The 25,061-nt window shown below is 71.2% G+C and carries 24 protein-coding genes; 6 read left to right on the top strand and 18 right to left on the bottom strand.

The genetic code is table 11. From position 1 onward, the window contains the following. Positions 1–10: 10 nt before the first annotated feature. The 7 genes from DEI97_RS05765 to DEI97_RS05735 all read right to left on the bottom strand — a co-directional run bounded on the left by DEI97_RS05765 (position 11) and on the right by DEI97_RS05735 (position 8,360). Positions 11–535: a nicotinamide-nucleotide amidohydrolase family protein gene (locus tag DEI97_RS05765; RefSeq protein WP_220039226.1), complete on the bottom strand. Its 525-nt coding sequence runs from the start codon at positions 533–535 to the stop codon at positions 11–13. Beyond that, on the bottom strand, positions 532–1,164 hold the full coding sequence (gene pgsA / locus DEI97_RS05760) for a CDP-diacylglycerol--glycerol-3-phosphate 3-phosphatidyltransferase (RefSeq protein ID WP_111075497.1): 633 nt from the start codon (positions 1,162–1,164) through the stop codon (positions 532–534). Before pgsA ends, DEI97_RS05765 begins: the two co-directional genes overlap by 4 nt. A gap of 4 nt (positions 1,165–1,168) precedes the next feature. Continuing rightward, positions 1,169–4,186, bottom strand: coding sequence for an FtsK/SpoIIIE family DNA translocase (locus tag DEI97_RS05755; protein ID WP_111075498.1), 3,018 nt, complete (start codon positions 4,184–4,186; stop codon positions 1,169–1,171). A gap of 102 nt (positions 4,187–4,288) precedes the next feature. After that, the gene (locus DEI97_RS05750) at positions 4,289–5,965 is read right to left on the bottom strand and encodes a ribonuclease J (RefSeq protein ID WP_111075499.1); all 1,677 of its coding nucleotides are present in this window, start codon (positions 5,963–5,965) and stop codon (positions 4,289–4,291) included. 47 nt (positions 5,966–6,012) lie between these two features. Next, entirely contained in the window at positions 6,013–6,990 is a 978-nt protein-coding gene (gene dapA / locus DEI97_RS05745; protein WP_111075500.1) for a 4-hydroxy-tetrahydrodipicolinate synthase, read from the bottom strand. A 51-nt stretch (positions 6,991–7,041) separates the two neighbouring features. After that, a complete protein-coding gene (locus DEI97_RS05740; RefSeq protein WP_111075501.1) occupies positions 7,042–7,557 on the bottom strand; it encodes a dihydrofolate reductase in 516 nt (171 codons plus the stop codon). Further along, positions 7,557–8,360, bottom strand: a complete 804-nt coding sequence (locus tag DEI97_RS05735) for a thymidylate synthase (protein WP_111075502.1) — start codon at positions 8,358–8,360, stop codon at positions 7,557–7,559. The genes DEI97_RS05740 and DEI97_RS05735 overlap by 1 nt, the downstream gene beginning before the upstream one ends. 62 nt (positions 8,361–8,422) lie before the next feature. On the opposite strand from DEI97_RS05735, the gene DEI97_RS05730 reads away from it, so the two are divergent. Then, positions 8,423–9,325, top strand: a complete 903-nt coding sequence (locus DEI97_RS05730; RefSeq protein ID WP_111075503.1) for a TIGR01777 family oxidoreductase — start codon at positions 8,423–8,425, stop codon at positions 9,323–9,325. Positions 9,326–9,368: 43 nt separating this feature from the next. Here DEI97_RS05730 and DEI97_RS05725 read toward each other — a convergent pair whose 3' ends face one another. Together DEI97_RS05725 and DEI97_RS05720 are read right to left on the bottom strand one after the other, a co-directional pair. Continuing rightward, positions 9,369–9,776 carry a tetratricopeptide repeat protein gene (locus tag DEI97_RS05725; RefSeq protein ID WP_111075534.1) on the bottom strand — a complete coding sequence of 136 codons (408 nt, stop codon included), beginning with the start codon at positions 9,774–9,776 and terminating at the stop codon, positions 9,369–9,371. A 47-nt stretch (positions 9,777–9,823) separates the two neighbouring features. Continuing rightward, entirely contained in the window at positions 9,824–10,570 is a 747-nt protein-coding gene (locus tag DEI97_RS05720; RefSeq protein ID WP_111075504.1) for a 4-hydroxy-tetrahydrodipicolinate reductase, read from the bottom strand. Between the two features lie 22 nt (positions 10,571–10,592). On the opposite strand from DEI97_RS05720, the gene DEI97_RS05715 reads away from it, so the two are divergent. Beyond that, positions 10,593–11,084, top strand: a complete 492-nt coding sequence (locus tag DEI97_RS05715) for a GNAT family N-acetyltransferase (RefSeq protein WP_111075505.1) — start codon at positions 10,593–10,595, stop codon at positions 11,082–11,084. A 72-nt stretch (positions 11,085–11,156) separates the two neighbouring features. On the opposite strand, the gene DEI97_RS05710 is transcribed toward DEI97_RS05715, so the two are convergent. Both DEI97_RS05710 and DEI97_RS05705 read right to left on the bottom strand, forming a co-directional pair. After that, the gene (locus DEI97_RS05710) at positions 11,157–11,759 is read right to left on the bottom strand and encodes a histidine phosphatase family protein (RefSeq protein ID WP_111075506.1); all 603 of its coding nucleotides are present in this window, start codon (positions 11,757–11,759) and stop codon (positions 11,157–11,159) included. Between the two features lie 8 nt (positions 11,760–11,767). Then, a complete protein-coding gene (locus DEI97_RS05705; protein ID WP_111075535.1) occupies positions 11,768–13,102 on the bottom strand; it encodes a M16 family metallopeptidase in 1,335 nt (444 codons plus the stop codon). Positions 13,103–13,350: 248 nt separating this feature from the next. Between DEI97_RS05705 and DEI97_RS05700 the strand changes: the two genes are divergently transcribed. Further along, the gene (locus DEI97_RS05700; protein WP_111075507.1) at positions 13,351–14,022 is read left to right on the top strand and encodes a TetR/AcrR family transcriptional regulator; all 672 of its coding nucleotides are present in this window, start codon (positions 13,351–13,353) and stop codon (positions 14,020–14,022) included. Between the two features lie 98 nt (positions 14,023–14,120). Next, positions 14,121–14,648, top strand: coding sequence for a YbhB/YbcL family Raf kinase inhibitor-like protein (locus tag DEI97_RS05695; protein WP_111075508.1), 528 nt, complete (start codon positions 14,121–14,123; stop codon positions 14,646–14,648). 64 nt (positions 14,649–14,712) lie between these two features. Here DEI97_RS05695 and DEI97_RS05690 read toward each other — a convergent pair whose 3' ends face one another. After that, positions 14,713–17,001 (bottom strand): polyribonucleotide nucleotidyltransferase, encoded by a 2,289-nt coding sequence (locus tag DEI97_RS05690; RefSeq protein WP_111075509.1) that lies wholly within the window; start codon positions 16,999–17,001, stop codon positions 14,713–14,715. A 281-nt stretch (positions 17,002–17,282) separates the two neighbouring features. On the opposite strand from DEI97_RS05690, the gene DEI97_RS05685 reads away from it, so the two are divergent. Next, a complete protein-coding gene (locus tag DEI97_RS05685; RefSeq protein WP_111075510.1) occupies positions 17,283–18,494 on the top strand; it encodes a coiled-coil domain-containing protein in 1,212 nt (403 codons plus the stop codon). 18 nt (positions 18,495–18,512) lie between these two features. On the opposite strand, the gene DEI97_RS05680 is transcribed toward DEI97_RS05685, so the two are convergent. From DEI97_RS05680 to DEI97_RS05670, 3 genes are all read right to left on the bottom strand, one after another. Beyond that, positions 18,513–19,139 carry a CE1759 family FMN reductase gene (locus tag DEI97_RS05680; protein ID WP_111075511.1) on the bottom strand — a complete coding sequence of 209 codons (627 nt, stop codon included), beginning with the start codon at positions 19,137–19,139 and terminating at the stop codon, positions 18,513–18,515. Positions 19,140–19,325: 186 nt separating this feature from the next. Further along, positions 19,326–19,595, bottom strand: a complete 270-nt coding sequence (rpsO, locus tag DEI97_RS05675) for a 30S ribosomal protein S15 (RefSeq protein ID WP_110823867.1) — start codon at positions 19,593–19,595, stop codon at positions 19,326–19,328. Positions 19,596–19,741: 146 nt separating this feature from the next. Further along, positions 19,742–20,194 (bottom strand): VanZ family protein, encoded by a 453-nt coding sequence (locus DEI97_RS05670; RefSeq protein ID WP_111075512.1) that lies wholly within the window; start codon positions 20,192–20,194, stop codon positions 19,742–19,744. Between the two features lie 119 nt (positions 20,195–20,313). Here DEI97_RS05670 and DEI97_RS05665 point away from each other — a divergent pair, with 119 nt between their 5' ends. Then, on the top strand, positions 20,314–21,336 hold the full coding sequence (locus tag DEI97_RS05665) for a glycoside hydrolase family 6 protein (RefSeq protein WP_111075513.1): 1,023 nt from the start codon (positions 20,314–20,316) through the stop codon (positions 21,334–21,336). Positions 21,337–21,490: 154 nt separating this feature from the next. On the opposite strand, the gene DEI97_RS05660 is transcribed toward DEI97_RS05665, so the two are convergent. The 3 genes from DEI97_RS05660 to DEI97_RS05650 form a co-directional block, all read right to left on the bottom strand. Beyond that, the gene (locus DEI97_RS05660) at positions 21,491–23,749 is read right to left on the bottom strand and encodes a HelD family protein (protein WP_111075514.1); all 2,259 of its coding nucleotides are present in this window, start codon (positions 23,747–23,749) and stop codon (positions 21,491–21,493) included. Positions 23,750–23,821: 72 nt separating this feature from the next. Next, entirely contained in the window at positions 23,822–24,664 is an 843-nt protein-coding gene (locus DEI97_RS05655; protein ID WP_111075515.1) for an aldo/keto reductase, read from the bottom strand. Continuing rightward, complete coding sequence (locus DEI97_RS05650; protein ID WP_111045050.1) at positions 24,664–25,035, bottom strand: FKBP-type peptidyl-prolyl cis-trans isomerase; 372 nt, start codon at positions 25,033–25,035, stop codon at positions 24,664–24,666. The genes DEI97_RS05655 and DEI97_RS05650 overlap by 1 nt, the downstream gene beginning before the upstream one ends. Positions 25,036–25,061 lie beyond the last annotated feature (26 nt).

Here is a 25,061-nt window from a genome sequence, read left to right as displayed (position 1 = left end):
GTCACGCCGCCTATTCCACGCCCTGCAGTCTGGATCGCAGTCGTGCCAGGAGTTCGGAGACGACGGCCCGACGGATTGCTCCGCGGTCCCCGTCCAGGTGCAGTTCGACCGCTTCCGCACCGGCCGCGCTGGCGATTCCGACGAACACGGTCCCGACCGGCTGACCGTCCTGGGGATCCGGTCCGGCGACACCCGTCGTGCTGATGCCCCAGGTCGCCGGGACGTCGTCGACCGCCAGCGCCATCCGGACACCCGCGGCCATCTGGCGCGCGACCTCCGGATCGACCGCACCGTGTTCGGCGAGCAGCTCGGCATCGACGCCGAGCACGGTCGCCTTCACCGGGGTCGCGTAGGCCACGACTCCCCCGCGCACGACCGCACTGGCTCCGGGGACGCCGACCAGCTCCGCGACGACGAGTCCGCCGGTCAGCGACTCCGCCACCGCGACGGTCTCACCACGAGCGGTCAGCTCCGCGACGAGCGCACGAGCGATGTCAGTGACGCCAGCGACCTCGGTGGAGGCCGGGAGGCTCACGCTGCGGTCCGGTTGTGCCGCCACGCCTGCACGAGGTAGTCCACCCCGCTGGCGACCGTCGCGACGACCGCTGCGGTCATAAAGATGCCGTTGACCCAGTGCGCCAGGTCGCCGACGAGGTTCCACCACGGGAACAGCGCGAGCGTGAGCGCGACGGCCTGCAGCACCGTCTTGATCTTGCCGCCGCGGCTGGCCGGGATCACCCGGTCGGACAGCACCGCGAACCGGAAGACCGTGATGCCGATCTCGCGCACCATGATCAGCACCGTCACGTACCAGGGAAGTTCACCGAGGATCGACAGGGCGACGAGCGCGCCGCCGATCAGCACCTTGTCGGCGATCGGGTCGACGAGCTTGCCGAAGTCGGTCACCAGGTTCTGTCGGCGGGCGATGATGCCGTCCGCGCTGTCGGTGACGATCGCCACGACGAAGAGCACCGCGGCCCAGATGCGCACCGGGCCGTCCGCACCGGCGTCGGTCAGCAGCAGGACGAAGAACAGCGGCGCCATGAGGATGCGCACCACGGTGATGATGTTGGCGACGTTCGCGGTGGACGCGGGGCCGGGACCCTTGCGGAGGATCCGGCCACGCCACGGGAACCGGTTCGTGTTGCCGTCAGAGGCGGTCATGGTCTCACTCCCTGCCCGTCAGGCCCCAGGCGTCTTCGTCGTCGTCATCGCCTGTCACCTCATCGTACCCACGCGTCATGCCGGCGACCGGGTCGTTGCCGTACCGGTCGTCGGACTCCGTGGCCGAGGTCGGCACCGCGGCGGACGACGACGGCAGAGCGGCGGTCGGTGCTGCCGCGGCAGGTGCCGGCGGCTCCTCACCGCGGAGCTTCGCGAGCACCGACGGCAGCTGGTCCCCGGTGACGAGGACGTCGCGCGCCTTCGACCCCTCGGACGGACCGACGATGTCGCGGGACTCCATCAGGTCCATGAGACGCCCCGCCTTCGCGAAGCCGACACGCAGCTTCCGCTGCAGCATCGACGTCGACCCGAACTGCGTCGAGACGACCTGCTCGACCGCCGCGAGCAGCAGCTCGAGGTCGTCGCCGATGTCGGCGTCGATCTCCTTGCGCTCGACCACGGCCGCGACGTCCTGGCGGTACTCGGGCTGTGCCTGCCGGGTGACGTGCTGGACGACCTCGGCGACCTCGCTCTCCTGCACCCAGGCGCCCTGCACGCGGACAGCCTTCGAGGACCCCATCGGCAGGAAGAGCGCATCGCCCTGGCCGATGAGCTTGTCGGCGCCCGGCTGGTCGAGGATGACCCGGGAGTCGGTGACGCTCGTCACGGCGAACGCGATCCGGGACGGCACGTTCGCCTTGATGAGGCCGGTGATGACGTCGACCGACGGGCGCTGCGTGGCGAGCACGAGGTGGATGCCGGCGGCGCGGGCGAGCTGAGTGATCCGGACGATCGACTCCTCGACGTCGCGTGGGGCGACGAGCATGAGGTCCGCGAGCTCGTCGACGACGACGAGCAGGTACGGGTACGGCTTGAGCTTCCGCTCGCTGCCCGCCGGCAGGACGATCTCCTCGTTCTGGACGGCCTTGTTGAAGTCGTCGACGTGGCGGAACCCGAAGGACGCCAGGTCGTCGTACCGCATGTCCATCTCCTTCACGACCCACTGCAGCGCTTCGGCCGCCTTCTTCGGGTTCGTGATGATGGGCGTGATGAGGTGCGGGACCCCGGCGTAGATCGACAGCTCGACGCGCTTCGGGTCGACCAGGACCATGCGGACCTCGGACGGCTTCGCGCGCATGAGCAGCGAGGTGATCATCGAGTTGATGAACACGGACTTGCCGGAGCCGGTGGAGCCCGCGACGAGCAGGTGCGGCATCTTCGCCAGGTTCGCGACGACGAAGCCGCCCTCGACGTCCTTGCCGACGCCGATCGTCATCGGGTGCTTGGACTTGGTGGCCGCGCTCGAACGGAGCACGTCACCCAGGGACACGATCTCGCGGTCGCTGTTCGGGATCTCGACGCCGATCGCGCTCTTGCCCGGGATCGGCGAGAGGATGCGGACCTCGTTCGAGGCCACCGCGTACGACAGGTTCTTCGACAGGGCGGTGACGCGTTCGACCTTGACGCCCGGGCCGAGCTCGATCTCGTACCGCGTGACCGTCGGCCCACGGGAGAACCCGGTGACCCGCGCGTCGACCTTGAACTCGGTGAGCACACCGGTGATCGCCGCGACGATCTCGTCGTTCGCCTGGCTGCGCGCGACCGAGGGTGTGCCCGGAGTCAGCGTAGACGCGGCGGGCAGGCGGTACGGGTGGGCCGGGTCGTCGGTGCTGGCGACCGGCAGGCCCTCCGGCTCGTCCTCGACCCCGACCTCCCCGAGGTCGGACGCACCCGACACGACGGGCACAGACGGGACCGGGGCGACGGCCGGCGCTGCAACGGCGGCAGCGCTGGACGGGAGGCCCGTGGCCACGGCCGCCGCGACGTCGCGGTCCGGACGGAACGCCTCGGTCGGTGCGGCCGCGGCCGCAGGCGACCCGAAGTCGCGGAGCGCCTGCTCCGCACGGTCGAGGTCGTCGGCGACGTCCTGCTCGATCGAGTCGTTGAGGTTGACCGATTCGGGCTCGGCCGGCGTCAAGTCGCGGAGCCCGGCGGCAGCACCGGCAGCACCCGCACCGCGCGGACCGGCACCGGCCGCAGCCGCACCGGCCGGCGGGATGACCGGGCTGTCGAACGCCGGGTCCTCTTCGCGCCCGGACTTGTTGCGCCGCCACCAGGGCAGGTGTTCGTCCGCGCCCGGGTCGATCGGAGCGCCGTCCTCGTCGAACCCGAGGTCCTCGAACAGCGGGAAGTCCTGGGACTGCCCCTTCGCGCCACGCTTCCGGGTCGGCTTCGTCGCGACCGCCCCGGTCTCGGCAGCACTCGGGGTCTCGTCCGTCTCCGCCGCCGGGCCGGGAGCCCCGAACAAGTAGGCGTAGAGCTCGTGCAGACGCCGACCGAGCTGGTTCGGCGGCGTCTTGGTGATGATGAAGAGCGAGAGTGCGAGCAGCACGACCGCGACCGGGACGGCGACCCAGGCCGTGGCGACCGCGACGAGCCAGCCGATGACGACCCAACCGAGCACCCCACCGGCCGCGGCGAGGGCGGGCATGCCGTCCACCGCGCTCGGCTGACCACCGAACACGTGGCACAGCGACGCGATCGACACGAGCATCAGCCCCAGGCCGATGCCGATCCGGGTGTTGTCGTGCACGGACGCCGGGTGCCGGAAGAGCCAGCCGGCGAACACGACCATGATCACGGGCAGCGCGAACGCCAGCCGACCGAACAGCCCGCCGAACGTGTACGCGTCGAGGGCGATCGACACGGCGTTCGTCGGGTTCAACCACTCGACGACCCCGCCGGCGATGGCCAGGACGAACAGCAGGAACGGGAACCCGTCGCGGCGCTGGTCCTTCTCGAGGGACTCCTTGCCGAGCAACCGGAAGCCGGCACCGACGCCGTGCGCCATGCCGAGCCACGCCGTCACGAGCGGGTTCTGCTCGCGGAACACCGGTGTCGGCGCCGCCTGCGGCAGTTTCTTCGTCGTGGCCTGGGTACGCGACGTCCCGCGCGACCCGCCTCCACGGGTCGACGATGACGACGCGCGCGTGCGCGTGGTCGACTTGGTGCCTCCGGCCATGGGGACGACCCTAACGCCAGCCGACGACGAAGGACGAGAGGCCCGCCGCAGCGTCCGTGGCGGACGTGCGACGGGCCTCCCGTCAGTCGGATCTGCGAGGCGTCAGGCCTCGATGACCACCGGCACGATCATCGGACGACGACGGTGCTTCGTGTTCACCCAGCGACCGACCGTGCGGCGGACCACCTGGCTGAACGCGTGCGCGTCCCGCGTGCCGTTGCCCGCGGCGTCGGCCAGGGCCTTCGCGATCTGCGGACGCACGTCGTCGAACACCGAGTCGTCCTCGGCGAACCCGCGCGACTGGATCTCCGGGCCGATGACGCACTGGCCGGTCGTGAAGTCGACCGCGCAGAAGACGGTGATGAAGCCCTCTTCGGCCAGGACGCGGCGGTCCTTGAGGTCGGCGTCGGTGATCTCGCCGACCGTGGAGCCGTCGACGTACACGTACGCGATGTCGAGCTGCCCGGCGACCGTGACCTGGCCGTCCTTGAGGTCGACGACGGTGCCGTCCTCGCCCAGGATGACGTTGCGCGGCGGGACACCCGTCTGGATCGCCAGGTCGGCGTTCGCGAACAGGTGGCGGTGCTCGCCGTGCACGGGCATGACGTTGCGCGGACGCAGGATGTTGTAGCAGTAGAGCAGCTCGCCGGCGGAGGCGTGTCCGGAGACGTGCACCTTGGCGTTGCCCTTGTGCACGACCTTCGCGCCGAGCTTCGTCAGACCGTCGATGACGCGGTAGACGGCGTTCTCGTTGCCCGGGATCAGCGACGAGGCGAGGATGACGGTGTCGCCCTCACCGATCTCGATCTGGTGCTCGAGGTTCGCCATCCGCGCCAGGACGGCCATCGGCTCGCCCTGGGACCCGGTCGACATGTAGACGATCTGGTCGTCGGGGACGTTCTTCGCCTTCTTCGTGTCGATGAGCACGTTCTCCGGGACGCGGAGGTACCCGAGCTCGGCGGCGATCGTCATGTTGCGGATCATCGAGCGCCCCATGAACGCGACCTTGCGGTTCGCGGCCGCGGCGGCGTCGAGGACCTGCTGCACGCGGTGCACGTGGGACGAGAAGCTCGCCACGACGACCTTCTTGCGGGCCTTCGTGATGATGCTCTCGAGCACCGGGCCGATGTCGCGCTCCGGTGCGGTGAAGCCCGGCACGTCGGCGTTCGTCGAGTCCGGCAGGAACAGGTCGACGCCGAGCTCACCGAGGCGCGCGAAGGCACGGAGGTCCGTGATCCGGTCGTCCAGCGGGAGCTGGTCCATCTTGAAGTCGCCGGTGTGCAGCACGCGGCCGGCCGGGGTGGTGATGGCGACGGCGAGGGCGTCCGGGATCGAGTGGTTCACGGCGACGAACTCGAGGTGGAACGGACCGATCTGCTCGGTCTGGTCCTCGGCCACGTTCAGCGTGTAGGGCTTGATCCGGTGTTCCTTGAGCTTCGCCTCGACGAGCGCGAGGGTCAGCGTGGAGCCGATCAGCGGGATGTCACCGCGGAGCTTCAGCAGGTACGGGACGGCGCCGATGTGGTCCTCGTGACCGTGCGTGAGCACGACACCGAGGACGTCGTCGAGGCGGTCCCGGATCGGCGCGAAGTCCGGCAGGATCAGGTCCACACCGGGCTGGTGCTCCTCGGGGAAGAGCACGCCGGCGTCGACGATGAGGATCTTGCCCTCGAACTCGTACACGGTCATGTTGCGACCGATCTCGCCGAGTCCCCCGACGGGGATGACTCGGAGGGTTCCGGGTTCGAGCGGCTGGGGAGTCGAGATCTGTGTGGGCATTCGGTCCTACGGATTCGGGCGACGCGCGGTGAGCGCGCCACGGTTCGTCAACGAGTGGTGCCTGGCACCTTCGGTAGTGCACCGCCGGCCGCTGCGTTGCGGTCGGGGCGGAAGTTGGAGAAGTCGGCGCCCGGCACGTCGACGACGGCTTCGAGGGAGGTCTCGATGGCGTACGCCTCGGAGTCCTCCGGGCCGACGAGGGGCAGCCGGACGCGCGGGCTGCCGATGCGCCCGAGGCCGTGCAGTACGTACTTCGCCGCCACGGTGCCGGGCACGTGGGTCATGACCGCGCGGACGAGCGGCTCGAGGCGCTTGTGCTCGGCGGTCGCGGTCGCCAGGTCGCCGCGGTTCACGGCGTCGACGATGGTGCGGTACGGGGCACTCGTGATGTTCGCGGTCACGCCGATGAGCCCGGTGGCGCCGATCGACAGGTGCGGGAGCACGTTCGTGTCGTCGCCGGAGAAGTACATGAGGTCGGTGTTGTTGAGCACGCGGGACACCTCGGCGAAGTCGCCCTTGGCGTCCTTCACGGCGAGGATGTTCGGGTGCTTCGACGCACGGAGGATCGTGTCGTACGTGATCGGGATGCCGGTGCGGCCGGGGATGTCGTACAGGATGACCGGCAGGTCGGTCGCGTCGGCGATCATCCGGAAGTGCGTGAGGACACCGGCCTGGGTCGGCTTGTTGTAGTACGGCGTGACGATCATGACGCCGTCGGCGCCGGCGCGCTCGCTCTGCTTGTAGAGGTGGATCGCGTGGGCGGTCTCGTTCGAGCCACCGCCGGTGATGATCTTCGCGCGGCCCGCGGCGACGGACTTGCCGACCTCGACCAGCCGGAGCTTCTCCGGGTCGGTGAGGGTGGAGGTCTCGCCGGTGGTGCCGGTGACGACGATGCCGTCGGCGCCCGCGGTGATGCAGTCGTCGATGTGCTGCTCGACGCCCGGCCAGTCCACCTCGCCGTCGGCGGTGAACGGGGTCACGAGCGCGACGAGGACCTGGCCGAAGGGATTCTCACGCGTGGACACGGAGACCAGCGTACCGGGCCGAGCGCGCACGGCGTCCGTCCACCCGGACGGTCAGCGGCGGCGCCACTCCAGGAAGCGGTAGCGGGTGCCGGTCCGGGACTCCTGCCAGGGGCCGTCCTCGACGAGCTCCCACGCGTCGTCGATGGTCGGCGCGCGGGTGTCACCGGCGACCACGACGTCGACGATCGTCTCGGCGATGCGGTCGGCACGCGCCAGGGCGTCCTGGTAGACGGCACCACCGCCGATCACCCAGACCGGTCCGCCGGCCGACTGGGCCTGTCCGATCGCCGCATCGAGGTCGTGGACGACCTCGGCGCCCTCAGCGTGGAACGCAGGGTCGCGCGTGAGCACGACGTTGCGGCGACCGGGCAGCGGGCGGAACCGCTCCGGCAGGGACTGCCACGTCCGCCGGCCCATCAGCACGGTGCCGGTGCCGGTCACGGTGCGGAAGTGGGCGAGGTCCTCCGGGACGTGCCACGGGATCCCGCCGTCGGCGCCGATGACGCCGTCCGTGGAGCGGGCCCACACCAGACCGACGGAGCCCGCACCACCAGCCCCGTCCACCATCAGACCGCGACCTTGCCCGAGATCGCCGGGTGGTGCTCGTAGCCGACGACGGTGATGTCCTCGTACTCGTAGTCGTCGATCGAGTCGCGCGGGGCGAGCTCGAGCGTCGGCAGCGGGAACGCCGTGCGGGACAGCTGCTCCCGGACCTGCTCGACGTGGTTGTCGTAGACGTGGCAGTCGCCGCCGGTCCAGATGAAGTCGCCGACCTCGAGCCCGGTCTGCGCGGCGACCATGTGGGTGAGCAGGGCGTACGAGGCGATGTTGAACGGGACGCCGAGGAACATGTCCGCGCTCCGCTGGTACAGCTGGCACGAGAGCTTGCCGTCGTTGACGTAGAACTGGAAGAACGCGTGGCACGGGGCCAGCGCCATGTTCGGGATGTCCGCCACGTTCCAGGCCGAGACGATGAGCCGGCGGGAGTCCGGGTTGCTCCGGATCTGCTCGACCACCTGGGCGATCTGGTCGACGTGCTCGCCGGACGGGGTCGGCCACGAGCGCCACTGCACGCCGTAGACCGGTCCGAGGTCGCCGTCCTCCCCCGCCCACTCGTTCCAGATCCGGACACCGTGCTCCTGCAGCCAGCCGACGTTCGAGTCGCCGCGGAGGAACCAGAGCAGCTCGTACGCGATCGACTTCATGTGCACGCGCTTGGTGGTGATGAGCGGGAAACCCTGCGACAGGTCGTAGCGCAGCTGGGCACCGAACAGGCTGCGGGTCCCGGTGCCGGTGCGGTCGCCCTTCGGCGAGCCCTCCTCGAGCACTCGGCGCAGCAGGTCTTCGTACGGCGTGGGGTTCTCGGTCACGACGTCGAGCCTAAGCGACACGGTCCCGGGCTCACGGTCAGCTGACTGGGTACCGTGGCGGCATGACCCAACAGCCGCTCTCGATCCTGGTCGCCGGCGCATCCGGCTTCATCGGGACGCCCCTGGTCCGTGCCTTCCGTGACGCCGGCCACCACGTCTCGACGCTGGTCCGCCGGGAACCGCGCACCCCGACCGAGTTCCGCTGGGCCCCGGGCGAGCGGCCGCTCGACCCGGCCGTCCTGGACGGCGCGGACGTCGTCGTCAACCTGGCCGGGGCGAGCCTCGGCAAGCTGCCCTGGACGGCCTCGTACCGTCGTGCGATCCGGTCCTCCCGGATCGACTCGACGACGACCCTCGTCGAGGCGATGCGTGCCGCGAGCACCCCGCCGCGGGTCTTCCTGTCCGGCTCGGCGTCCGGCGTCTACGGCGACCGTCCCGTCGACGTGCTCGGTGACGACGCGGCCGTCGGCACCGGCTTCCTCGCCGACGTCTGCCGCGCCTGGGAGGCGGCGGCCGAGCGGGCACCGGAGGGCGTCCGTGTCGTCCTGCTCCGCACCGGCATCGTCGTCGGCCAGGGCGGCGGCGCCCTCGCGCCGCTGGTCCCCCTGACGAAGGCCGGCGTCGGCAGCCGACTGGGCACCGGCGGCCAGTACTGGCCGTGGATCGCGCTGGAGGACGAGGTCGGCGCGATCGTGCACCTCGCCACCGCCGACGACGTCTCCGGCCCGGTGAACCTGGCCGGCCCCGAGCCCGCCGTGGCCGAGCGGATCACCAGGCGCGTCGCCGAGGACCTGCACCGCCCGTACCTGTTCCGGGTGCCGGCGTTCGCGCTCCGTGCGGTCCTCAAGGACGCGGCCGACGAGATGCTGCTGTCGAACCAGCGGATGGAGCCGACGAAGCTGCTCGAGTCCGGGTACACGTTCCGGTACACCCGGGCCGAGGACGCCGTCGACGCGGCGTTCTGAGCGTCGGCGACGCTGAGAGTCGACCAAGGGGCCGGACCCGGGTTCACCGCGCGTGGGTCAGTGCCGTCCGCATCGCGGCCCGGGCCCGCTTCCGGTCCCCCGCTGCGTCGTAGACCACTCCGAGGCGGTACCAGGCGCGCCAGTCGTCGGGTGCCGCCTCGACCGCTGCCCGGTACTCGGGGAACAGCTCGTCGGCGGCCGCCCGGGCGGGCCGGCCGGAGGGCCGCACGTCGACGACGTCGTCCGGAGCCCCGCCCTCGCGCTCGAGTCGGGTGCCGAGCCGGGTGATCCGCAGGCCGAAGCGGAGTTCCAGCACGAGCAGCACCGCGCCGACGACGGCGATGACGATGAGCGCGACGCCGATCCCGATGCCGACCGGGATCCCCGTCGACAGGAACGCGACCGCCCGCTGCCCGACGAGCACGATGTAGACGACGAGCAGGACGGTCATCAGCAGCACGCCCCAGAGCGGTGACCGGAGGCCTCGCACGACCGCCCCTAGCCGATGCCGAGGACGGAACCGAGCCCGACCGTCAGGCCGCGCATCGACCCCACGGCCTGCAGCGCCGCGCGGATGCCGGGCAGGTACGCGGTGTCGTCGCCGGTGTCGTGCCGGATCGTCAGCGTCTCGCCGGGGCCGCTCAGCACGACGTCCTGCACGGCCTTCACGCCGGGCAGTCGGAGCGAGTGGATCGGCACGCTCGCGACCTGCTGGCCGCGGGCCCGCTGGTCCACGTGCGGCGCGTCGACCGGACCGACGTCACGACGGGCGTCGGCGATGAGTTCGGCCGTCCGGACCGCGGTGCCGGACGGTGAGTCGATCTTGCCGGCGTGGTGGCTCTCGACGATCTCGACCGAGGGGAACCACGGTGCCGCGATCGTGGCCAGGTGCGTGCCGATGACGGAACCGATCGAGAAGTTCGGCACGACGAAGGCACCCTGCTCGGGGCGTGCCTCGAGCGCCGTCCGCAGCGTGCCGAGCCGCTGCCCCGACCACCCGGACGTGCCGACGAGCACGTTCGCCCCGGTCGACAGCGCGTTCTCGACGATCGCCGGGCTGAGTGCCGGGACCGTGACGTCGACGACGATCCGCGCCCCGGCGAACACCGCGCCGTCGGCCTCGTGTGCACGGTCGGCGGACGACAGCCGGGCGACGAGCGCGAAGTCGGGCAGTTCCTCGACGACGGCCGCCACGAGGGCACCGAGCCGACCGGAGGCGCCGACGACGGCGACGGGAGTGACCATGCCTCCATCCTAGGATCGGGGCATGCCCGAGGATCGCAGCCAGGTCACCGTCCGCACCGTCAGCGCCGGTGCTCCGGAGGTCGACGTCCTGCTCGACCGGTACCTCGACGAGCGCGAGGCGACCTTCCCGAGCACGCAGGGCACGTACACCCGGAAACGCACCCCGACGCCCGAACTCACCCCGCCGAACGGCACCTTCGTGGTCGCGTACGACGGGGACACACCGCTCGGCTGCGGCGGGCTCCGGCGCATCGCCGACGACGGCGACGACGTCCGCTTCGAGGTGAAGCACGTCTTCGTCCTGCCCGAGGGGCGCGGCCGCGGGGTCGCGACCGCCGTGATGGACGTGCTCGAGCAGGCAGCGGTGGGCCTCGGCGCGACGAGCATCGTCCTCGACACCAACGACGCGCTGGTCGCGGCCGGCGCGATGTACCGCAGTCGCGGCTACGACCGGGTGCCGGCCTTCAACGACAACCCGAACGCGACCGCCTGGTACCGCAAGCCGGTCCGCTGACGCAACACGGGCCTCCCGGGAGGAACGGTGCCGGTCCGACCCGCCGGTCGCGACCCGCAGACGGGGCCGGCCCTAGAGCGGCTGCGGCACCGGCAGGCCGGTGCGGAGTTCGACCGGCAGGTGCGCGAGGTCGTTGAGCGTGACGAGCTCGGCGGGCTTCGCCGAGCGGATCCGGATGATCGTCAGCGAGCTGTGGGCCACGTTGGTGCCCATCCAGCGCCACTCGGGGGCCTGGAAGACCTCGCGGACGAACCAGCCGATGACGGCGTTGTGGGTGATGAGGAGGTCGTGCCGGTCCTCCATCGCGGGGGTGAACCACTCCGCGACGGCGTCGCCCATCTGCGCCTGACCGGCGACGATCTCCTCGTCGGTGATCCCGCCGTACCAGCCCTTGTAGGCGTGCGGCATGTCGGGCGTCGGGCCGGACGGGATGCAGTCGAACAGCAGGGTGGACGGCTCGGGCTGGATCGCCGGCAGACGCTGCTGCAGGAAGGACGCGGTCTCGCTCGGCGCCTCGAGCGGTGAGTGCCAGACGCCGTCGAAGGGCACGCCACCCAGGCGGTCGGCGATCAGCATGGCCTGGCGCTTGCCGCGTTCCGAGAGCTTGCCGTCACGGAGGCCGTGCTCGGCGTCCTGGTGTTCGCCGTGGCGGACGAGGTAGAGGTAGTGCGACATCGTGGAGGTCAACCGTCGATCCCGAGCGCCACTGCCAGACGCTCGCGCTGGACGTCGCCGACGACGGCGGTCACCATCGGTCGGGTCAGGAGGTCGCGGGACAGGTCGAGCACGTCGGCGGCGGTCACGCGGTCCACCCGCTCGAGGGCGGTCGCGAGGTCGGTGAACTCCCCCGTGCCGAGCTCGGCGCGACCGAGGCGGGTCATCCGGGCGTCGGAGTCCTCGAGCGAGAGCGTCAGCGCGCCTTCGATCTGGCCCTTCGCGCGTCGGAGCTCTTCGTCGGTGATGCCGTCGTCGGCCATCCGGCGGAACTCGCCGTCGATGATGTCGATGACCCCGGCGACGTTGTCCGGCGCACAGCCCGCGTAGACGCCGAAGGCGCCGTTGTCGAGGTAGGCCGGGGCGAAGGACGACACGGCGTAGGCCAGGCCGCGGCGCTCGCGCACCTCCTGGAAGAGCCGGGAACTCATGCCGCCACCGAGCACGGCGTTGAGCACGCTGAGCACCGGGCGGCGGTCGTCGCGGAGGTCCAGGCCCTGCGACCCGCGCAGCATGCTGACTTGTTCCGTCGGCCGGTGCACGACCGCCAGCGACGACTCGACCGGGTCGGCGGCGGGACGGGCCTGGCGACGAGCGAGGGGCACGGCCGGGGCCGCGTCGGCGAAGACCGCCTCGACCAGGGCGCAGAAGTCGTCGTGGTCGACGGCGCCGGCGGCGGTCACGACGATGCCGTTCGGCTCGTAGTGCTCGGCGTAGTGGGCCATCACCTCATCCCGCTGGACCTCGCGGATGCTCTCCGGGGTGCCGCCGATCGGGCGTCCCAGGGCGTGCCCGTCGAAGGTGGCGGCGAAGAAGGCCTCGCCCGCGACGTCGGCCGGGTCGTCCGCGGCCATCGCGAGCTCTTCGAGGATGACCCCGCGCTCGATGTCGAACGCCGAGTCCTCGAGCGTGGAGTTCGTCACCATGTCACCGATCACGCCCACGGCCATCGGGACGTCGGTGTCCCGGACCCGGGCGTAGTAGCAGGTGTACTCCTTGGCGGTCGCGGCGTTGTGCTCGCCACCGACCGAGTCGAAGGCGACGGCGATGTCGAGGGCGCTGCGCTCGGTCGTGCCCTTGAAGAGGAGGTGCTCGAGGAAGTGCGTCGAGCCGAACTGTCCGGCCCGTTCGTCACGTGACCCGACACCGACCCAGTACCCGATGCTCGTGGAGTGGACGGAGGGGACGGCTTCGGTGAGCACACGGACGCCCGAGGCGAGAACGGTGCGCCGGACGAGGGCTCCACCGGACGTCACGAAGGACGTTTCCGGAGCCTCGAGCGGCAGCGGCACTGGGCGGTTCATCGTCATGACTCTACTGAAGCGCGGACACCCGTCGCCCAGTTTGACGGGCTGGCGGGGCACGCCACTCGAAGTGGGGTACAAGAATTGTGGACAGACCGACTCGTCTGTCTGTCCTCCTCGTGCTACAGTGATGTCACCGGGTCGAGAGCCCCCCTAGATCTCGACCCGGTGGCTCGGGACATCAGTCCTGCGCGGCAATGAGTCCCCCCACTCCGCCGCGGAGCCGATGACCCAAGGAGAGCCACGCTGTGACGGTCGATTCCCCCCAACCGACCGTCCAGCGTCTCCTGGGTCAGCGTCTGCAAGGACCGGCCCCGAGCACCCAGAACCTTCCGTCGCCGGACGGGTCGAGCGTCCCCCCGGCTCCCCGTTCCGGCGGCGCGAAGGTCCGTATCCTCGAGACGGCCCTCCGGCTGTTCTACGAAGAGGGCATCCACGGCGTCGGCGTCGACCGCCTCATCTCCGAGGCGAGCGTCACGAAGGCGACGTTCTACAAGCACTACGGCTCGAAGGACAACCTGATCCTCGCCTACATGCACGAGCAGCACGCTCGTGTGCAGGCCCGCATGGACCGGATCGTCGCCGGCGCGGACGCCCCGGAGTCAGCGGTCCGCGCCTGGGTCGACGCCCTCGCCGCCGAGGTCAACCAGGCCGAGTTCCGCGGCTGTGCGTTCCTCAACGCCGCCGCCGAGTACCACGACCCGCGCGACCCGGTCCGTCAGGTCGTCGCCATGCACCGCGACTGGTACACCGAACGCCTCGGCGACCTGCTGCAGGACTCCGGTCACCCGCTGCCGGGTGACGGCGCCGACGAGCTCATGCTCGCGCGCGACGGGGCGATGAGCGGTGCCTACGCGGGCGACGCGATCGCCGCGACGGCAGCACTCGGCCGCGTGGCCGAGCGCGTCCTCGCTGCCTGAGCGCAGCTGCCGGACAGCAGCCGCCTGACCGCAGCTGCCTGAGCACTCCCCCGGGTCGTTCCCCGGTTCCGTCGGGTCGGCGGGTGTTGGCTCGGAGCATGACCAACGACCCCAACTGGAACCTGCCGGACGTCCCGACCTTCGACCTCACCAGCCCCGAGTTCACCGACGGCGGCACGCTGCCGCAGGAAGCCCGCGGCGCCGACGCCGGCGGCGCGGACCGCTCCCCCGAGCTGACGTGGTCCGGCGCACCCGAGGGCACCCAGAGCTTCGTCCTCACCGTGTACGACCCCGACGCCCCGACCGGCTCCGGCTTCTGGCACTGGACGCTGTCGGACATCCCCGCCTCGGTCAGCTCGCTGCCGCAGGGCGCCGGCACCGACGACGCCCTGCTGCCCGCCGGCGCCACACGCCGCCGCAACGAGTTCGGCACCGACACCTTCCTCGGTGCCGCTCCGCCCGCCGGCCACGGCCCCCACCGCTACGTCTTCACGCTGAGCGCGCTGGACGTCCCGACGCTCGAGGTCCCCGCCGAGGCGACCCCGGCCGTCGTCGGCTTCATGTTCCGCGAGCACCTGCTCGGTCGCGCGCAGCTCGTCGGCATCCAGGAGACGCCCGCCTCCTGACCCGCACGACAACGGCCGCCGTCCAGCAGGACGGCGGCCGTTGTGGGCTTCAGGTGATCGGGGATCAGCCTTCGGCGGGGACCTCGGTGTGGGTGCCGTGGTCGTCGCGACCCTCGGTGTCGACCTCGTCGGCCACGACCGGGGCGAGCGAGAGCTTGCCGCGGTCGTCCACCTTGGTGACCTCGACCAGGATCTTCTGGCCGACGCCCAGGACGTCCTCGACGTTCTCCACACGCTTGCCACCGGCGAGCTTGCGGACCTCGGAGACGTGCAGCAGACCGTCACGACCCGGCATCAGCGACACGAAGGCACCGAACGTCGCGATCTTGACGACCGTGCCGAGGAACTGGTCCCCGATCTCCGGGTTCGTCGGGTTCGCGATCGCGTTGACCTGCGCACGCGCGGCCTCGGCGGACGGACCGTCGACGGCACCGATGTAGACCGTGCCGTCGTCCTCGATCGAGATGTCGGCGCCCGTGGTGTCCTGGATGCCGTTGATCGTCTTGCCCTTCGGGCCGATCAGCTCGCCGATCTTGTCGACCGGGATGTTGACCGAGATCACGCGCGGGGCGGTGTCGGCCATCTCGTCGGGTCCGTCGATGGCCTCGTTGAGGACACCGAGGATGGCCGAACGGGCTTCCTTGGCCTGCTTCAGCGCGGCGTCGAGCACGGACGACGGGATGCCGTCGAGCTTGGTGTCGAGCTGGATCGCGGTGACGAACTCGGAGGTACCGGCGACCTTGAAGTCCATGTCACCGAGTGCGTCCTCGGCACCGAGGATGTCGGTCAGCGCCGCGTAGCGGGTCTGGCCGTCGACGGTGTCGGAGACGAGGCCCATCGCGATGCCCGCGACCGGGGCCTTGAGGGGCACACCGGCGTTGAGGAGCGACAGGGTCGAGGCGCAGACGGAACCCATCGAGGTGGAACCGTTGGAGCTGAGCGCCTCGGAGACCTGACGGATGGCGTACGGGAACTCCTCGCGCGACGGCAGCACCGGCACGAGGGCGCGCTCGGCGAGGAAGCCGTGCCCGATCTCGCGACGCTTCGGCGAACCGACGCGACCGGTCTCACCGGTCGAGTACGGCGGGAAGTTGTAGTGGTGCAGGTAGCGCTTCTTCGTGATGGGCGACAGCGAGTCGATCTGCTGCTCCATCTTGAGCATGTTCAGCGTGGTGACGCCGAGGATCTGCGTCTCGCCGCGCTGGAACACCGCGGAACCGTGGACGCGCGGGATCACGGCGACCTCGGCGTCGAGCGGACGGATGTCGGCGAGGCCGCGGCCGTCCATGCGGATCTGCTCGGTGAGGATGCGGCCGCGGACGACCTTCTTCGTGACCGACTTGTAGGCGGCGCCGACCTGGCTGTTGGCGACCTCGGGCAGCGTGCCCGCGGAGACCTGCTCGGCGATGGCTGCCTTGACGCGCGACTTGAGTGCGTCGTCGGCGTCCTGGCGCTCGGTCTTGGCGGCGATCTTGTAGACGTCACCGAGCTCGGAGAGCGCGAGGGACTCGACGGCCGCGTAGACCTCGTCGGCGTAGGGCGGGAAGACCGGGAAGTCCTGGATCTCCTTGGCCGACTGCGCGGCGAGCTTCGCCTGCGCCTCGACGAGGGCCTTGAGGAACGGCTTGGCCGCTTCGAGGCCCTGCGCGACGACGGACTCGTCGGGCTTGGTGGCGCCGCCCTGGATGAGGTCCCAGCTGTGCTCGGTGGCCTCGGCTTCGACCATCATGATCGCGACGTCTTCGTTGCCCGCTTCGTCGGTGACGACACGGCCCGCGACGGTGAGGTCGAAGACGGCCTCGGCCAGCTGCGACGCCTTCGGGAACGCGACCCACTGGTCGGTGCCGTTCGCGCCCGGGATGAGCGCGAGACGCACACCGGCGATCGGGCCGGAGAACGGCAGACCGGAGATCTGCGTGGACGCGGACGCGGCGTTGATGGCCAGCGCGTCGTAGAACTCGTCCGGGGCGATGCTCAGGACGGTGATGACGATCTGGACCTCGTTGCGGAGGCCGTCGACGAACGACGGGCGCAGCGGCCGGTCGATCAGGCGGCAGACGAGGATCGCCTCGGTGCTGGGGCGGCCTTCGCGGCGGAAGAACGAGCCGGGGATCTTGCCGGCGGCGTACGAGCGCTCTTCGACGTCGACCGTCAGCGGGAAGAAGTCGAAGCCCTCACGCGGGTGCTTGCCGGCGCTGGTGGCCGACAGCAGCATGGTCTCTTCGTCGAGGTACGCGGCGACGGCACCCTGTGCCTGCTGCGCGAGACGACCGGTCTCGAACCGGACCGTCCTGGTGCCGAAGCGACCGTTGTCGATGGTCGCTTCCGCGAACTTGATCTCGGGACCCTCCATAGAGGATGCCTCCTTGCGTTTTTCGTGCAGCAGACCAGGCCTCGGGCACACTCGTGCACGTGCGCTCCACGACGCGGAACGCATGTCTGGCCAGCAGTAGAAGCACACGGGACGACAACCGGCCCGGACGCCACCACCGATGACCAGCTTCGTGCCGGTCTGCGTGCGATGTCATGGTTCGTCTCGGGGAACGGTCCCCAGACCAGCCGACCTTAGCATTCCGTGGTGGACGAGCGGCGGTGCTCCAGGAGAACGGGCGTGTCCTCACCTAGCCTGCTGGCATGCCTCGGAATCCCACCCTCGTCCGTCGGCCGCACGGGCGACACGTCCTCTTCGCCGTCACCGTGCTCGTCGGCGCCCTGGTCGTCCCGGTGGTCGGTGCTGCGCCGGCCTCCGCCACGGACTACCCGACGTGGCAGGACGTGCAGCGCGCGAAGGGGAACGAGCAGGCCAAGCAGACCGAGGTCACGAGGGTCCAGGCAGCCCTGAAGTCGGTGCAGGCCGACGCCGCCGCGAAGTCGCAGGTCGCCCTCGACCGCTCCGCGGAGGCGACGCAGGCCGAGGCGGACCTGGCCCAGGCCACCCAGACGGCCACGAGCCTCCAGGCCCACGCCGACCAGGCGGCGGAGACCGCGAAGCGTGCGCAGACCCGGGCCGGGCGACTGGCCGCGGACCTGTACCGCGACGGCTCGACCGACCAGATGACGACGCGGATCGCGACCGCCGGCAACCCGGATGCACTGCTGTACCAGCTCGGTGCGCTCGACCAGCTGTCGACGACCTGGGCCGGTGTGCTCGACGACGCCTCGGTGTCGGCGAAGACGGCGTCCTCGCTGCACGACCAGGCCGCCCGGGCCGAGGACGAGCGTGCCTCGCTCGCGGCCGAGGCCGAGGCGAAGGCGGCGACCGCGAAGGCCGCCCAGCAGCGTGCGGACGCCGCGGTCGCGTCGACCGAGTCGCACAGTGACGAGCTCTACCAGCAGCTCGCGACACTCCGGGACTCGACCGCCGAGACGCAGCGTCGCTACGAAGTCGGACAGGCGGTCGCCGCGCAGGCCGCGGCACAGGCGGCAGCGGCGCGGGCCGCCGCCCAGGCCGCGGCGGCAGCAGCGGCCGCACCCACCCCGTCGGGCGGGGCGTCATCGGGCAACGACTACCCGAGCACCGACGGCGTCGCGGTCGACCCGTCCGCAGCGCAGGCCTACGCACGGAGCGTCCTCGGCAACTACGGCTGGGGCGACGACCAGTTCGGCTGCCTGGTGTCCCTGTGGACGCAGGAGTCCGGCTGGCGCGCGAACGCCCTGAACGCGTCGAGTGGTGCCTACGGGATCCCGCAGGCACTGCCCGCGTCGAAGCTCGCCGCCGCCGGAGCGGACTGGCGGACGAACGCGCAGACCCAGGTGAACTGGGGTCTGGCCTACATCAAGAGCAGTTACGGGACGCCGTGCGGCGCCTGGAACCACGAGATGAGCGTCAACCCGCACTGGTACTGAGTGCCGGCAGGGGTACGGCTAGCGCTGCGCCCCACCGAGGAGGGACGCGAAGTCCACGACCTCCGGCAGGGCGTCCGCCTGCTGCGGCTGCCGACGGGAGGCCCGCATCATCCACGTCAGGTCGGCTCCGGCCCGGCGGATGCGCGCGTCGAGCGTGCCCGCGTCGTCGCTCCCCCAGTCGTCGGTCGCGGCGAACACCCCGGTGGGGACGACCGCGGCGCGGAGGTAGGCGAAGACCGGACGGATGCCGTGCTCGAGGGCGAGCGAGTGGCGTGCGGTGCCACCGGTCGCACCGAGCAGCACGGGCATGTCGGTGAGGGCGTCCTTGTCGAGGACGTCGAGGAAGGACTTCGCCAGGCCGCTCATGCCGGCGGTGAAGACCGGGGTGACGAAGACGACGGCGTCCGCCTCGACCACCGTCGCCATCGCGGCCGTCAGGGCCGGGGCGGCGAAGCGCGTGAGCATGGCGTCGGTGATCTCGTGCGCCAGCGGGCGGAGGTCCACGTTCCGGAGTTCCACCCGGTCTCCGGCGACGGCGCTGTCGGCCGACAGGGCCTCGAGGGTCGCGGCGCCGAGGCGGTCGGCGAGCAGGCGGGTCGAGCTGGGCTCGGAGAGACCGGCGGAGACGACGGCGATGGTGGTCATGGAGACTCCCGACTTTCGATGCGTTTGCATGAACAGTATCAGGAACTCGGAACGACTCCGACGCATTCCCGCGACGGATGCACGCGGAACGGCAGAGGCCCGGGAACGACAGAAGCCCCGTCCCTCACCAGGAGGAACGGGGCTTCCGATCAGTAGGACTGCGCGGTGGCAGTGCTCCGGATCTGACTAGCGGCGCAGGCCGAGACGCTCGATGAGCGCGCGGTAGCGGGCGATGTCGACGTCGGAGAGGTACCCGAGGAGACGGCGGCGCTGACCGACCATGAGGAGCAGACCACGACGCGAGTGGTGGTCGTGCTTGTGCTCCTTGAGGTGCTCGTTCAGGTCGTTGATACGACGCGTCAGAACGGCGACCTGGACCTCGGGGGATCCGGTGTCGCCCGGGTGGGTCGCGTACTCTTCGATGATCTCCTGCTTGATCTTCGCGTCAAGTGCCATGGAGGATCCCCTTTCCTGCTCTGCGTGAGAGCTCTGTCCGTTGCGCGGTGCCCACACCTGATGCGTGAGCGCTCTTGATCCGCGGCCGTTCGACGGCAACCGAACGAGCATACCAGAGCAGGGACGCGCCGACGGGGCGCGGTCGCTCAGACCGTCCGTGCTCGCAGCGGCCGACGACGGCGTCGACGCTCGGGCAGCAGGCTCCGCACGAACCCGACGAGCGTCGCCCCGAGCAGGCCGCCCATGCCGTTCGACAGCACGTCGCGGGGGTCGGCCACCCGGGCCGGCAGGTACTCGGCCTGCGCGAACTCGATCCCGACCGACAGCCCGACCGCCACCAGGGCGCCGAGGATCCACCAGCGTCGGGGCAGCCACAGCGCGGCGATCACCCCGACCGGGACGAACATCGCGACGTTCGCCAGGAACTCGGTGCGGTCGTACGTGAACCAGGCACCGTGCGGCAGGTGCTGCACCCAGGCGATGGCGTGCAGGACCAGCGAGTTCTCGGCCGACGTGAACACGTGCGGGGTCAGCGTCATCCGGTAGATCACCCAGGCGTAGCCGCCGGTCAGGGCCAGGAGGAGCAGTTTCCGCAACATCAGGTCAGTCTGGGGCACGCCTGCTGGGCAGCACCCTGGCATCGCATGACGATGGGATGGGAACATGACGGCAGCAGCGGACGCGGGTCGGGGCGTCGCGCAACAGGGAGGAACGGCCGATGCCGAGACCGGAACGCGCCTCGTCCACGCGTCAGTGGGCGTGGATCGGGATCGTCGGCGCGCTCGTCGTGGCCGTCGTCGTGGCGGTGAGCGTGGTGCTGCCGCACGGCGCTGACCGCCCGGTCGCCCAGCGCAAGAGCGTCGCCCAAGCGTGGCCCGGCGGTCTCGCCCGCCAGCCGTCGACCGCGAACCAGGCACGCTGGCACGAGACGGCCGCGCGGGAGGCGGGCCGGGCCTCCACCGCGGACCGCCTCGCCGTGATCGCGGACCAGCCGGTCGCCACCTGGCTGACGAAGCCGTCCGTGCCGGAGACGGTCACGACCGTGCAGCGTGTCCTGGCGTCGGCGCGCGAGCAGCGCGCGACCCCGGTGTTCGTGCTCTACGCGATCCCCGACCGCGACTGCGGGCACTGGTCGCGCGGCGGCACCGCCGAGGACGCCTACCTGCCGTGGGTCCGCGCGGTCGTCCGCGCCCTCGCCGGCTCGCACGCCGTCGTCCTGGTCGAGCCGGACTCGATCGCGCAGATCGCCGTGTGCGAGCGACTGCGGGACACACGGCTGCCGCTGCTCCGCAAGGCCGTGACGGCGCTCTCCGGGCACGGGCTGACCGTGTACCTCGACGGTGGCAACGAGAACCGGGTGCCGGTCCGGACGATGGCCGGCTGGCTGCGGCGCGCGGGCGTCGACCGGGTGCAGGGCTTCGCCACGAACGTGTCGAACTTCTACCGCGTCGACCAGGAGCGCGCCTACGCCGACGAACTCGCCGACGCGATCGGCGGCGACCCGCACTTCGTCATCGACGTCTCGCGGAACGGTCGGGGCTGGCGCGGGGACTGGTGCAACCCCGAGGGTGCCGGGCTCGGACAGCTCCCCCACGTCACCCGCGGCACGACCCGGCTCGACGCGTTGCTCTGGGTGAAGACGCCCGGCCTCAGCGACGGCAGCTGCAACGGCGGACCGGCCGCCGGGCAGTGGTGGGAGTCGTACGCGCTCGCCCTGGTCGAGAACCGCAAGCGCGACTGACGCGCACACCACGGCCGGGAGGCCCGACACCGGTCCGCCTGTCGGCCGCCGGCTGGACGGTCCGTGGGCGACGCTCGTGGCCGAGGTGCGGGACCAGGGCGAGCCAGCCTGACGGACGGGTGTCGGGCCTCCCGTCAGGCGACCGCGACGACCGTCAGGCGACCTCGATGACCGTCAGGCGACGGGTCGGGCGGGTCATCGCGACGTAGACCGCCGCAGCTGCGCGGGCCGCGTCGGACCCGACGCGATCCGGGTCGACGAGCAGCACGCCGTCGAACTCCAGGCCCTTCGCGTCGGCACCGGTGAGCACCGTGACCGAGCCCGGGCGCGGCGAACCGAGCCCGCGGACGTCGGCCTCGGTGCGGGCCAGGCGCTCGCGGACGGCCGTGACGTCGGCTTCCGGGACGATCACGCCGATCGTCCCCGCGCCGATCAGGTCCCGCTCGCTGTCGACCCGGCGGACGACGGTGTCGAACAGGTCCGCCCGGTCGACGCGCAGCCGCTCGACGGGGTCGCCGTCACGGACCGCCTCGTTCGCGGTCACCGTGAGTCCGGCCGAGGCGGCGAACGCCCCGGCGGCCTCGACGATCGAGCGCGGCGTGCGGTAGTTCACGGTCAGCTCTTCCAGGCGGGAGTCCAGCGGCACCTGCGGCGCACGACCACGACGGCGTCGGGAGAGCGCACCGCGGACGTCGTCCCAGGTGCGGGCGGCACCGGGCGAGGAGCCCTGCGCCATGTCACCCACGATCGTGAAGGACCGCAGCGGGTTCCGGCGGGCGAGGATCCGCCACTGCATCGGCGAGAGCTCCTGCGCCTCGTCGACCACGATGTGCCCGTAGGTCCACTCGCGGTCCTCGGCGGCACGCTCGGCCGTGGAGCGGGGGTCGCCGCCCTCCGCGAAGGCACCGGCGACCTGTTCCGCGCTGACGATCCCCTCGACGCCCATGTTCTCGATGGCCTGGCGGGCGTTCTCGATGTCGCGGTTCCGGCTGGCCTTCGCCTGACGCTTCGCCGCACCACCCGTCGGGTCGAACTCGCCGAGGAGCTCGGCCGCCTCGTCGAGGAGCGGCACGTCCTCCACCGTGAAGGCCGCACCACGCTCGCGTCGGAGGAGTTCGCGGCGCTCGGGGCTCCAGTTCGGGGTCAGCGACGCCAGCCAGTTCGGGCGGGCGTAGAGGTCCTCGAGGAACTTCTCGGCCGGCAGCGGCAGCCACGCGGTGTTGAGCAGGACGCGGGCGTCGTACGAACTGCGGATGTCCTCGCGCAGCACCTTCTCGTCCGCCTCGTCGACCGTGGTGCCACGCTGCCGCAGCTGGTCGGCGAGCAGCCGGGTCATGGCGTCGAGCGCGTTCTTGTTGAAGGACACCCGGGCGACGTTGTGCGGCTTGCCGCGGTCCTGGGCGCGACGCATCGCCTCGGCCACGAGCTGCGGCGGGACGACGAGTCGCTCGCCCTCGACGTCGAGCGTCACCGACTCGGTCGGGACGACCTGGCGTGAGCGGACGGCCCGGCGCAGGAGGTCGGCCATCTCGCCCGAGCCCTTGACCGCGGCGACGTCCCGGCGGTCGTGGACCGTGGTGTGCAGCCCCGGGTACAGCGAGCCGAGCGACGCCATCACGACGCCGGTCTCACCGAGGGACGGCAGCACCTGCTCGATGTAGGTGAGGAACGCCGGCGACGGGCCGACGACCAGGACGCCGGAGCCCCGGAGGCGCTCGCGGTACGAGTAGAGCAGGTACGCGGCGCGGTGCAGTGCGACGGCCGTCTTGCCGGTGCCCGGGCCGCCCTGCACGATGAGCACGCCCTCGAGCGGGGAGCGGATGATCCGGTCCTGCTCGCCCTGGATGGTGGCGACGATGTCCGTCATCCGTCCGGTGCGCTCGGCGGTGACCGCGGCGAGCAGGGCCCCTTCGCCCTGCAGGTGGGTGCGCTCGTCGTCGTAGAGCGTGGCGTCGAAGACCTCGTCCTCGACCCCGACGACCGTGCGGCCCTCGAGGGTCAGGTGTCGACGGGCACGCATGCCCATCGGGTGCGCCGCGGTGGCCTGGTAGAACGCGCTGGCACCGGGGACGCGCCAATCGAGCAGCAGCGGACGGTGGTCGGCGTCGCGGAGGCCGACGCGACCGATGTACCGGAAGGCGTCCTCGTCGGCCGGCGGGTCCTGGACCTCGAGCCGGCCGAAGACCAGCCGGTCGCCGACGCGTTCGAGCGTGGCGACGGTGTCCTCGTAGAGTCGCGCGAAGGCGTCGCGCTCGCTGCGGCTCTGGTGGTTGCCGCCGACGGTCTGTCGGCGGGTCTCGGCGAGTCGCTGGGCGGCCTCGGCCGTCAGTTCGTCGAGTCGGTGGAAGAGACCGTCGACGTAGCCGCGTTCACGGTCGATCTCGGTGGGTTCGGAAACACGCGCTTCGGACACTCGCAACCCTTCGGGACAGGGGGACCAATCGTATCCCCCTGCCCCGGTCGGGCTCGACGCGAACGCGCTCGGCTACATCTCTTCGTGTGTGTCCGGGTCGCCGTCCCAGAGCCGACCGCGCTCGAGCGCGGAGATGGCCTGGACCTCGTCGTCGCTCAGCGTGAAGCCGAACACGTCGAGGTTCTCGCGCTGGCGGTCCGCGTCGCCCGACTTCGGCACCGGGACGGCACCGAGCTGGACGTGCCAACGGAGCACGACCTGGCCGGCCGACACCCCGTGCGCGGCGGCCGCGGCGGTGACGGGCTGCTCGGTGAGGAGCTCCGACTGCTTCGCGAGCGGGCTCCAGCTCTCGGTGACGATGCCGAGCCGCTGGTGCACGGCGCGGAGCTCGGCCTGCGGGAAGTACGGGTGCAGTTCGACCTGGTTGACGGCCGGGGCGACCCCGGTGGCGTCGATGATCCGGTCGAGGTGCTCCGGCGTGAAGTTCGAGACACCGATCGAGCGGACCTTGCCGCTGTCGCGGAGGTCGACGAACGCCTTCCAGGTCTCGACGAACTTACCGACCGACGGGTTCGGCCAGTGGATCAGGTACAGGTCCAGGTGGTCGAGCCCCAGGTTCGCCAGGGTCTCGTCCACCGAACGGTGCGCCTCGTCGTAGCCGTGGTGGCGTCCCGGCAGCTTCGACGTCACGACGAACTCGTCGCGCGGCACGTCGGCGCGGCGGACCGCTTCGCCGACCGCGTCCTCGTTGCCGTAGTTCAGTGCGGTGTCGAGCAGGCGGTACCCGCTCGTGATCGCCGCACCGACCGCCTGGATCCCCTCGTCCCCGTCGAGCGAGTACGTGCCGAGGCCGAGCGCCGGGATCCGGTGCCCGTCGTTCAGCTCGAGGGTCGGGACCGCCGGGACGCCCGCCATCAGCGGACGCCGAGCAGGTCGATGACGAAGATCAGGGTCTTGCCGGACAGGAAGTGTCCGCCGCCGGCCGGGCCGTAGGCGAGCTCCGGCGGGACGACGAGCTTGCGGCGCCCGCCGACCTTCATGCCGGGGATGCCCTCCTGCCAGCCGCGGACGAGCGCCGCGAGGGGGAAGTCGATCGGTTCGCCACGGCCCCAGGAGCTGTCGAACTCCTCGCCGGACTCGTACTCGACGCCGGCGTAGTGGACCTTGACGGTCGAGCCGGACTCGGCGACGGCGCCGTCACCCTCGACGATGTCGGTGATGACGAGGTCGGTGGGGGCCGGGCCCTCGGGAGCGTCGAACTCGGGCTTGCTGTTCAGGTCAGTCATGTCCGTCAGTCAACCAGAGAACGAAA

Origin of the sequence: Curtobacterium sp. MCLR17_032, assembly GCF_003234795.2 — a bacterium.
Taxonomy (GTDB): domain Bacteria; phylum Actinomycetota; class Actinomycetes; order Actinomycetales; family Microbacteriaceae; genus Curtobacterium.
The sequence above is the reverse complement of the archived record's forward strand: the minus strand, read 5'-3'. Positions and strand labels throughout refer to the sequence as shown.

Excerpts from the sequence above, each read along its gene's own strand:
- pgsA (WP_111075497.1), bottom strand. The coding sequence starts at position 1,164 with ATGACCGCCTCTGACGGCAACACGAACCGGTTCCCGTGGCGTGGCCGG.
- DEI97_RS05755 (WP_111075498.1), bottom strand. The coding sequence starts at position 4,186 with ATGGCCGGAGGCACCAAGTCGACCACGCGCACGCGCGCGTCGTCATCG.
- DEI97_RS05750 (WP_111075499.1), bottom strand. The coding sequence starts at position 5,965 with ATGCCCACACAGATCTCGACTCCCCAGCCGCTCGAACCCGGAACCCTC.
- DEI97_RS05740 (WP_111075501.1), bottom strand. The coding sequence starts at position 7,557 with ATGGTGGACGGGGCTGGTGGTGCGGGCTCCGTCGGTCTGGTGTGGGCC.
- DEI97_RS05730 (WP_111075503.1), top strand. The coding sequence starts at position 8,423 with ATGACCCAACAGCCGCTCTCGATCCTGGTCGCCGGCGCATCCGGCTTC.
- DEI97_RS05725 (WP_111075534.1), bottom strand. The coding sequence starts at position 9,776 with ATGACCGTCCTGCTCGTCGTCTACATCGTGCTCGTCGGGCAGCGGGCG.
- DEI97_RS05720 (WP_111075504.1), bottom strand. The coding sequence starts at position 10,570 with ATGGTCACTCCCGTCGCCGTCGTCGGCGCCTCCGGTCGGCTCGGTGCC.
- DEI97_RS05715 (WP_111075505.1), top strand. The coding sequence starts at position 10,593 with ATGCCCGAGGATCGCAGCCAGGTCACCGTCCGCACCGTCAGCGCCGGT.
- DEI97_RS05710 (WP_111075506.1), bottom strand. The coding sequence starts at position 11,759 with ATGTCGCACTACCTCTACCTCGTCCGCCACGGCGAACACCAGGACGCC.
- DEI97_RS05705 (WP_111075535.1), bottom strand. The coding sequence starts at position 13,102 with ATGAACCGCCCAGTGCCGCTGCCGCTCGAGGCTCCGGAAACGTCCTTC.
- DEI97_RS05695 (WP_111075508.1), top strand. The coding sequence starts at position 14,121 with ATGACCAACGACCCCAACTGGAACCTGCCGGACGTCCCGACCTTCGAC.
- DEI97_RS05690 (WP_111075509.1), bottom strand. The coding sequence starts at position 17,001 with ATGGAGGGTCCCGAGATCAAGTTCGCGGAAGCGACCATCGACAACGGT.
- DEI97_RS05685 (WP_111075510.1), top strand. The coding sequence starts at position 17,283 with ATGCCTCGGAATCCCACCCTCGTCCGTCGGCCGCACGGGCGACACGTC.
- DEI97_RS05680 (WP_111075511.1), bottom strand. The coding sequence starts at position 19,139 with ATGACCACCATCGCCGTCGTCTCCGCCGGTCTCTCCGAGCCCAGCTCG.
- rpsO (WP_110823867.1), bottom strand. The coding sequence starts at position 19,595 with ATGGCACTTGACGCGAAGATCAAGCAGGAGATCATCGAAGAGTACGCG.
- DEI97_RS05670 (WP_111075512.1), bottom strand. The coding sequence starts at position 20,194 with ATGTTGCGGAAACTGCTCCTCCTGGCCCTGACCGGCGGCTACGCCTGG.
- DEI97_RS05665 (WP_111075513.1), top strand. The coding sequence starts at position 20,314 with ATGCCGAGACCGGAACGCGCCTCGTCCACGCGTCAGTGGGCGTGGATC.
- DEI97_RS05655 (WP_111075515.1), bottom strand. The coding sequence starts at position 24,664 with ATGGCGGGCGTCCCGGCGGTCCCGACCCTCGAGCTGAACGACGGGCAC.
- DEI97_RS05650 (WP_111045050.1), bottom strand. The coding sequence starts at position 25,035 with ATGACTGACCTGAACAGCAAGCCCGAGTTCGACGCTCCCGAGGGCCCG.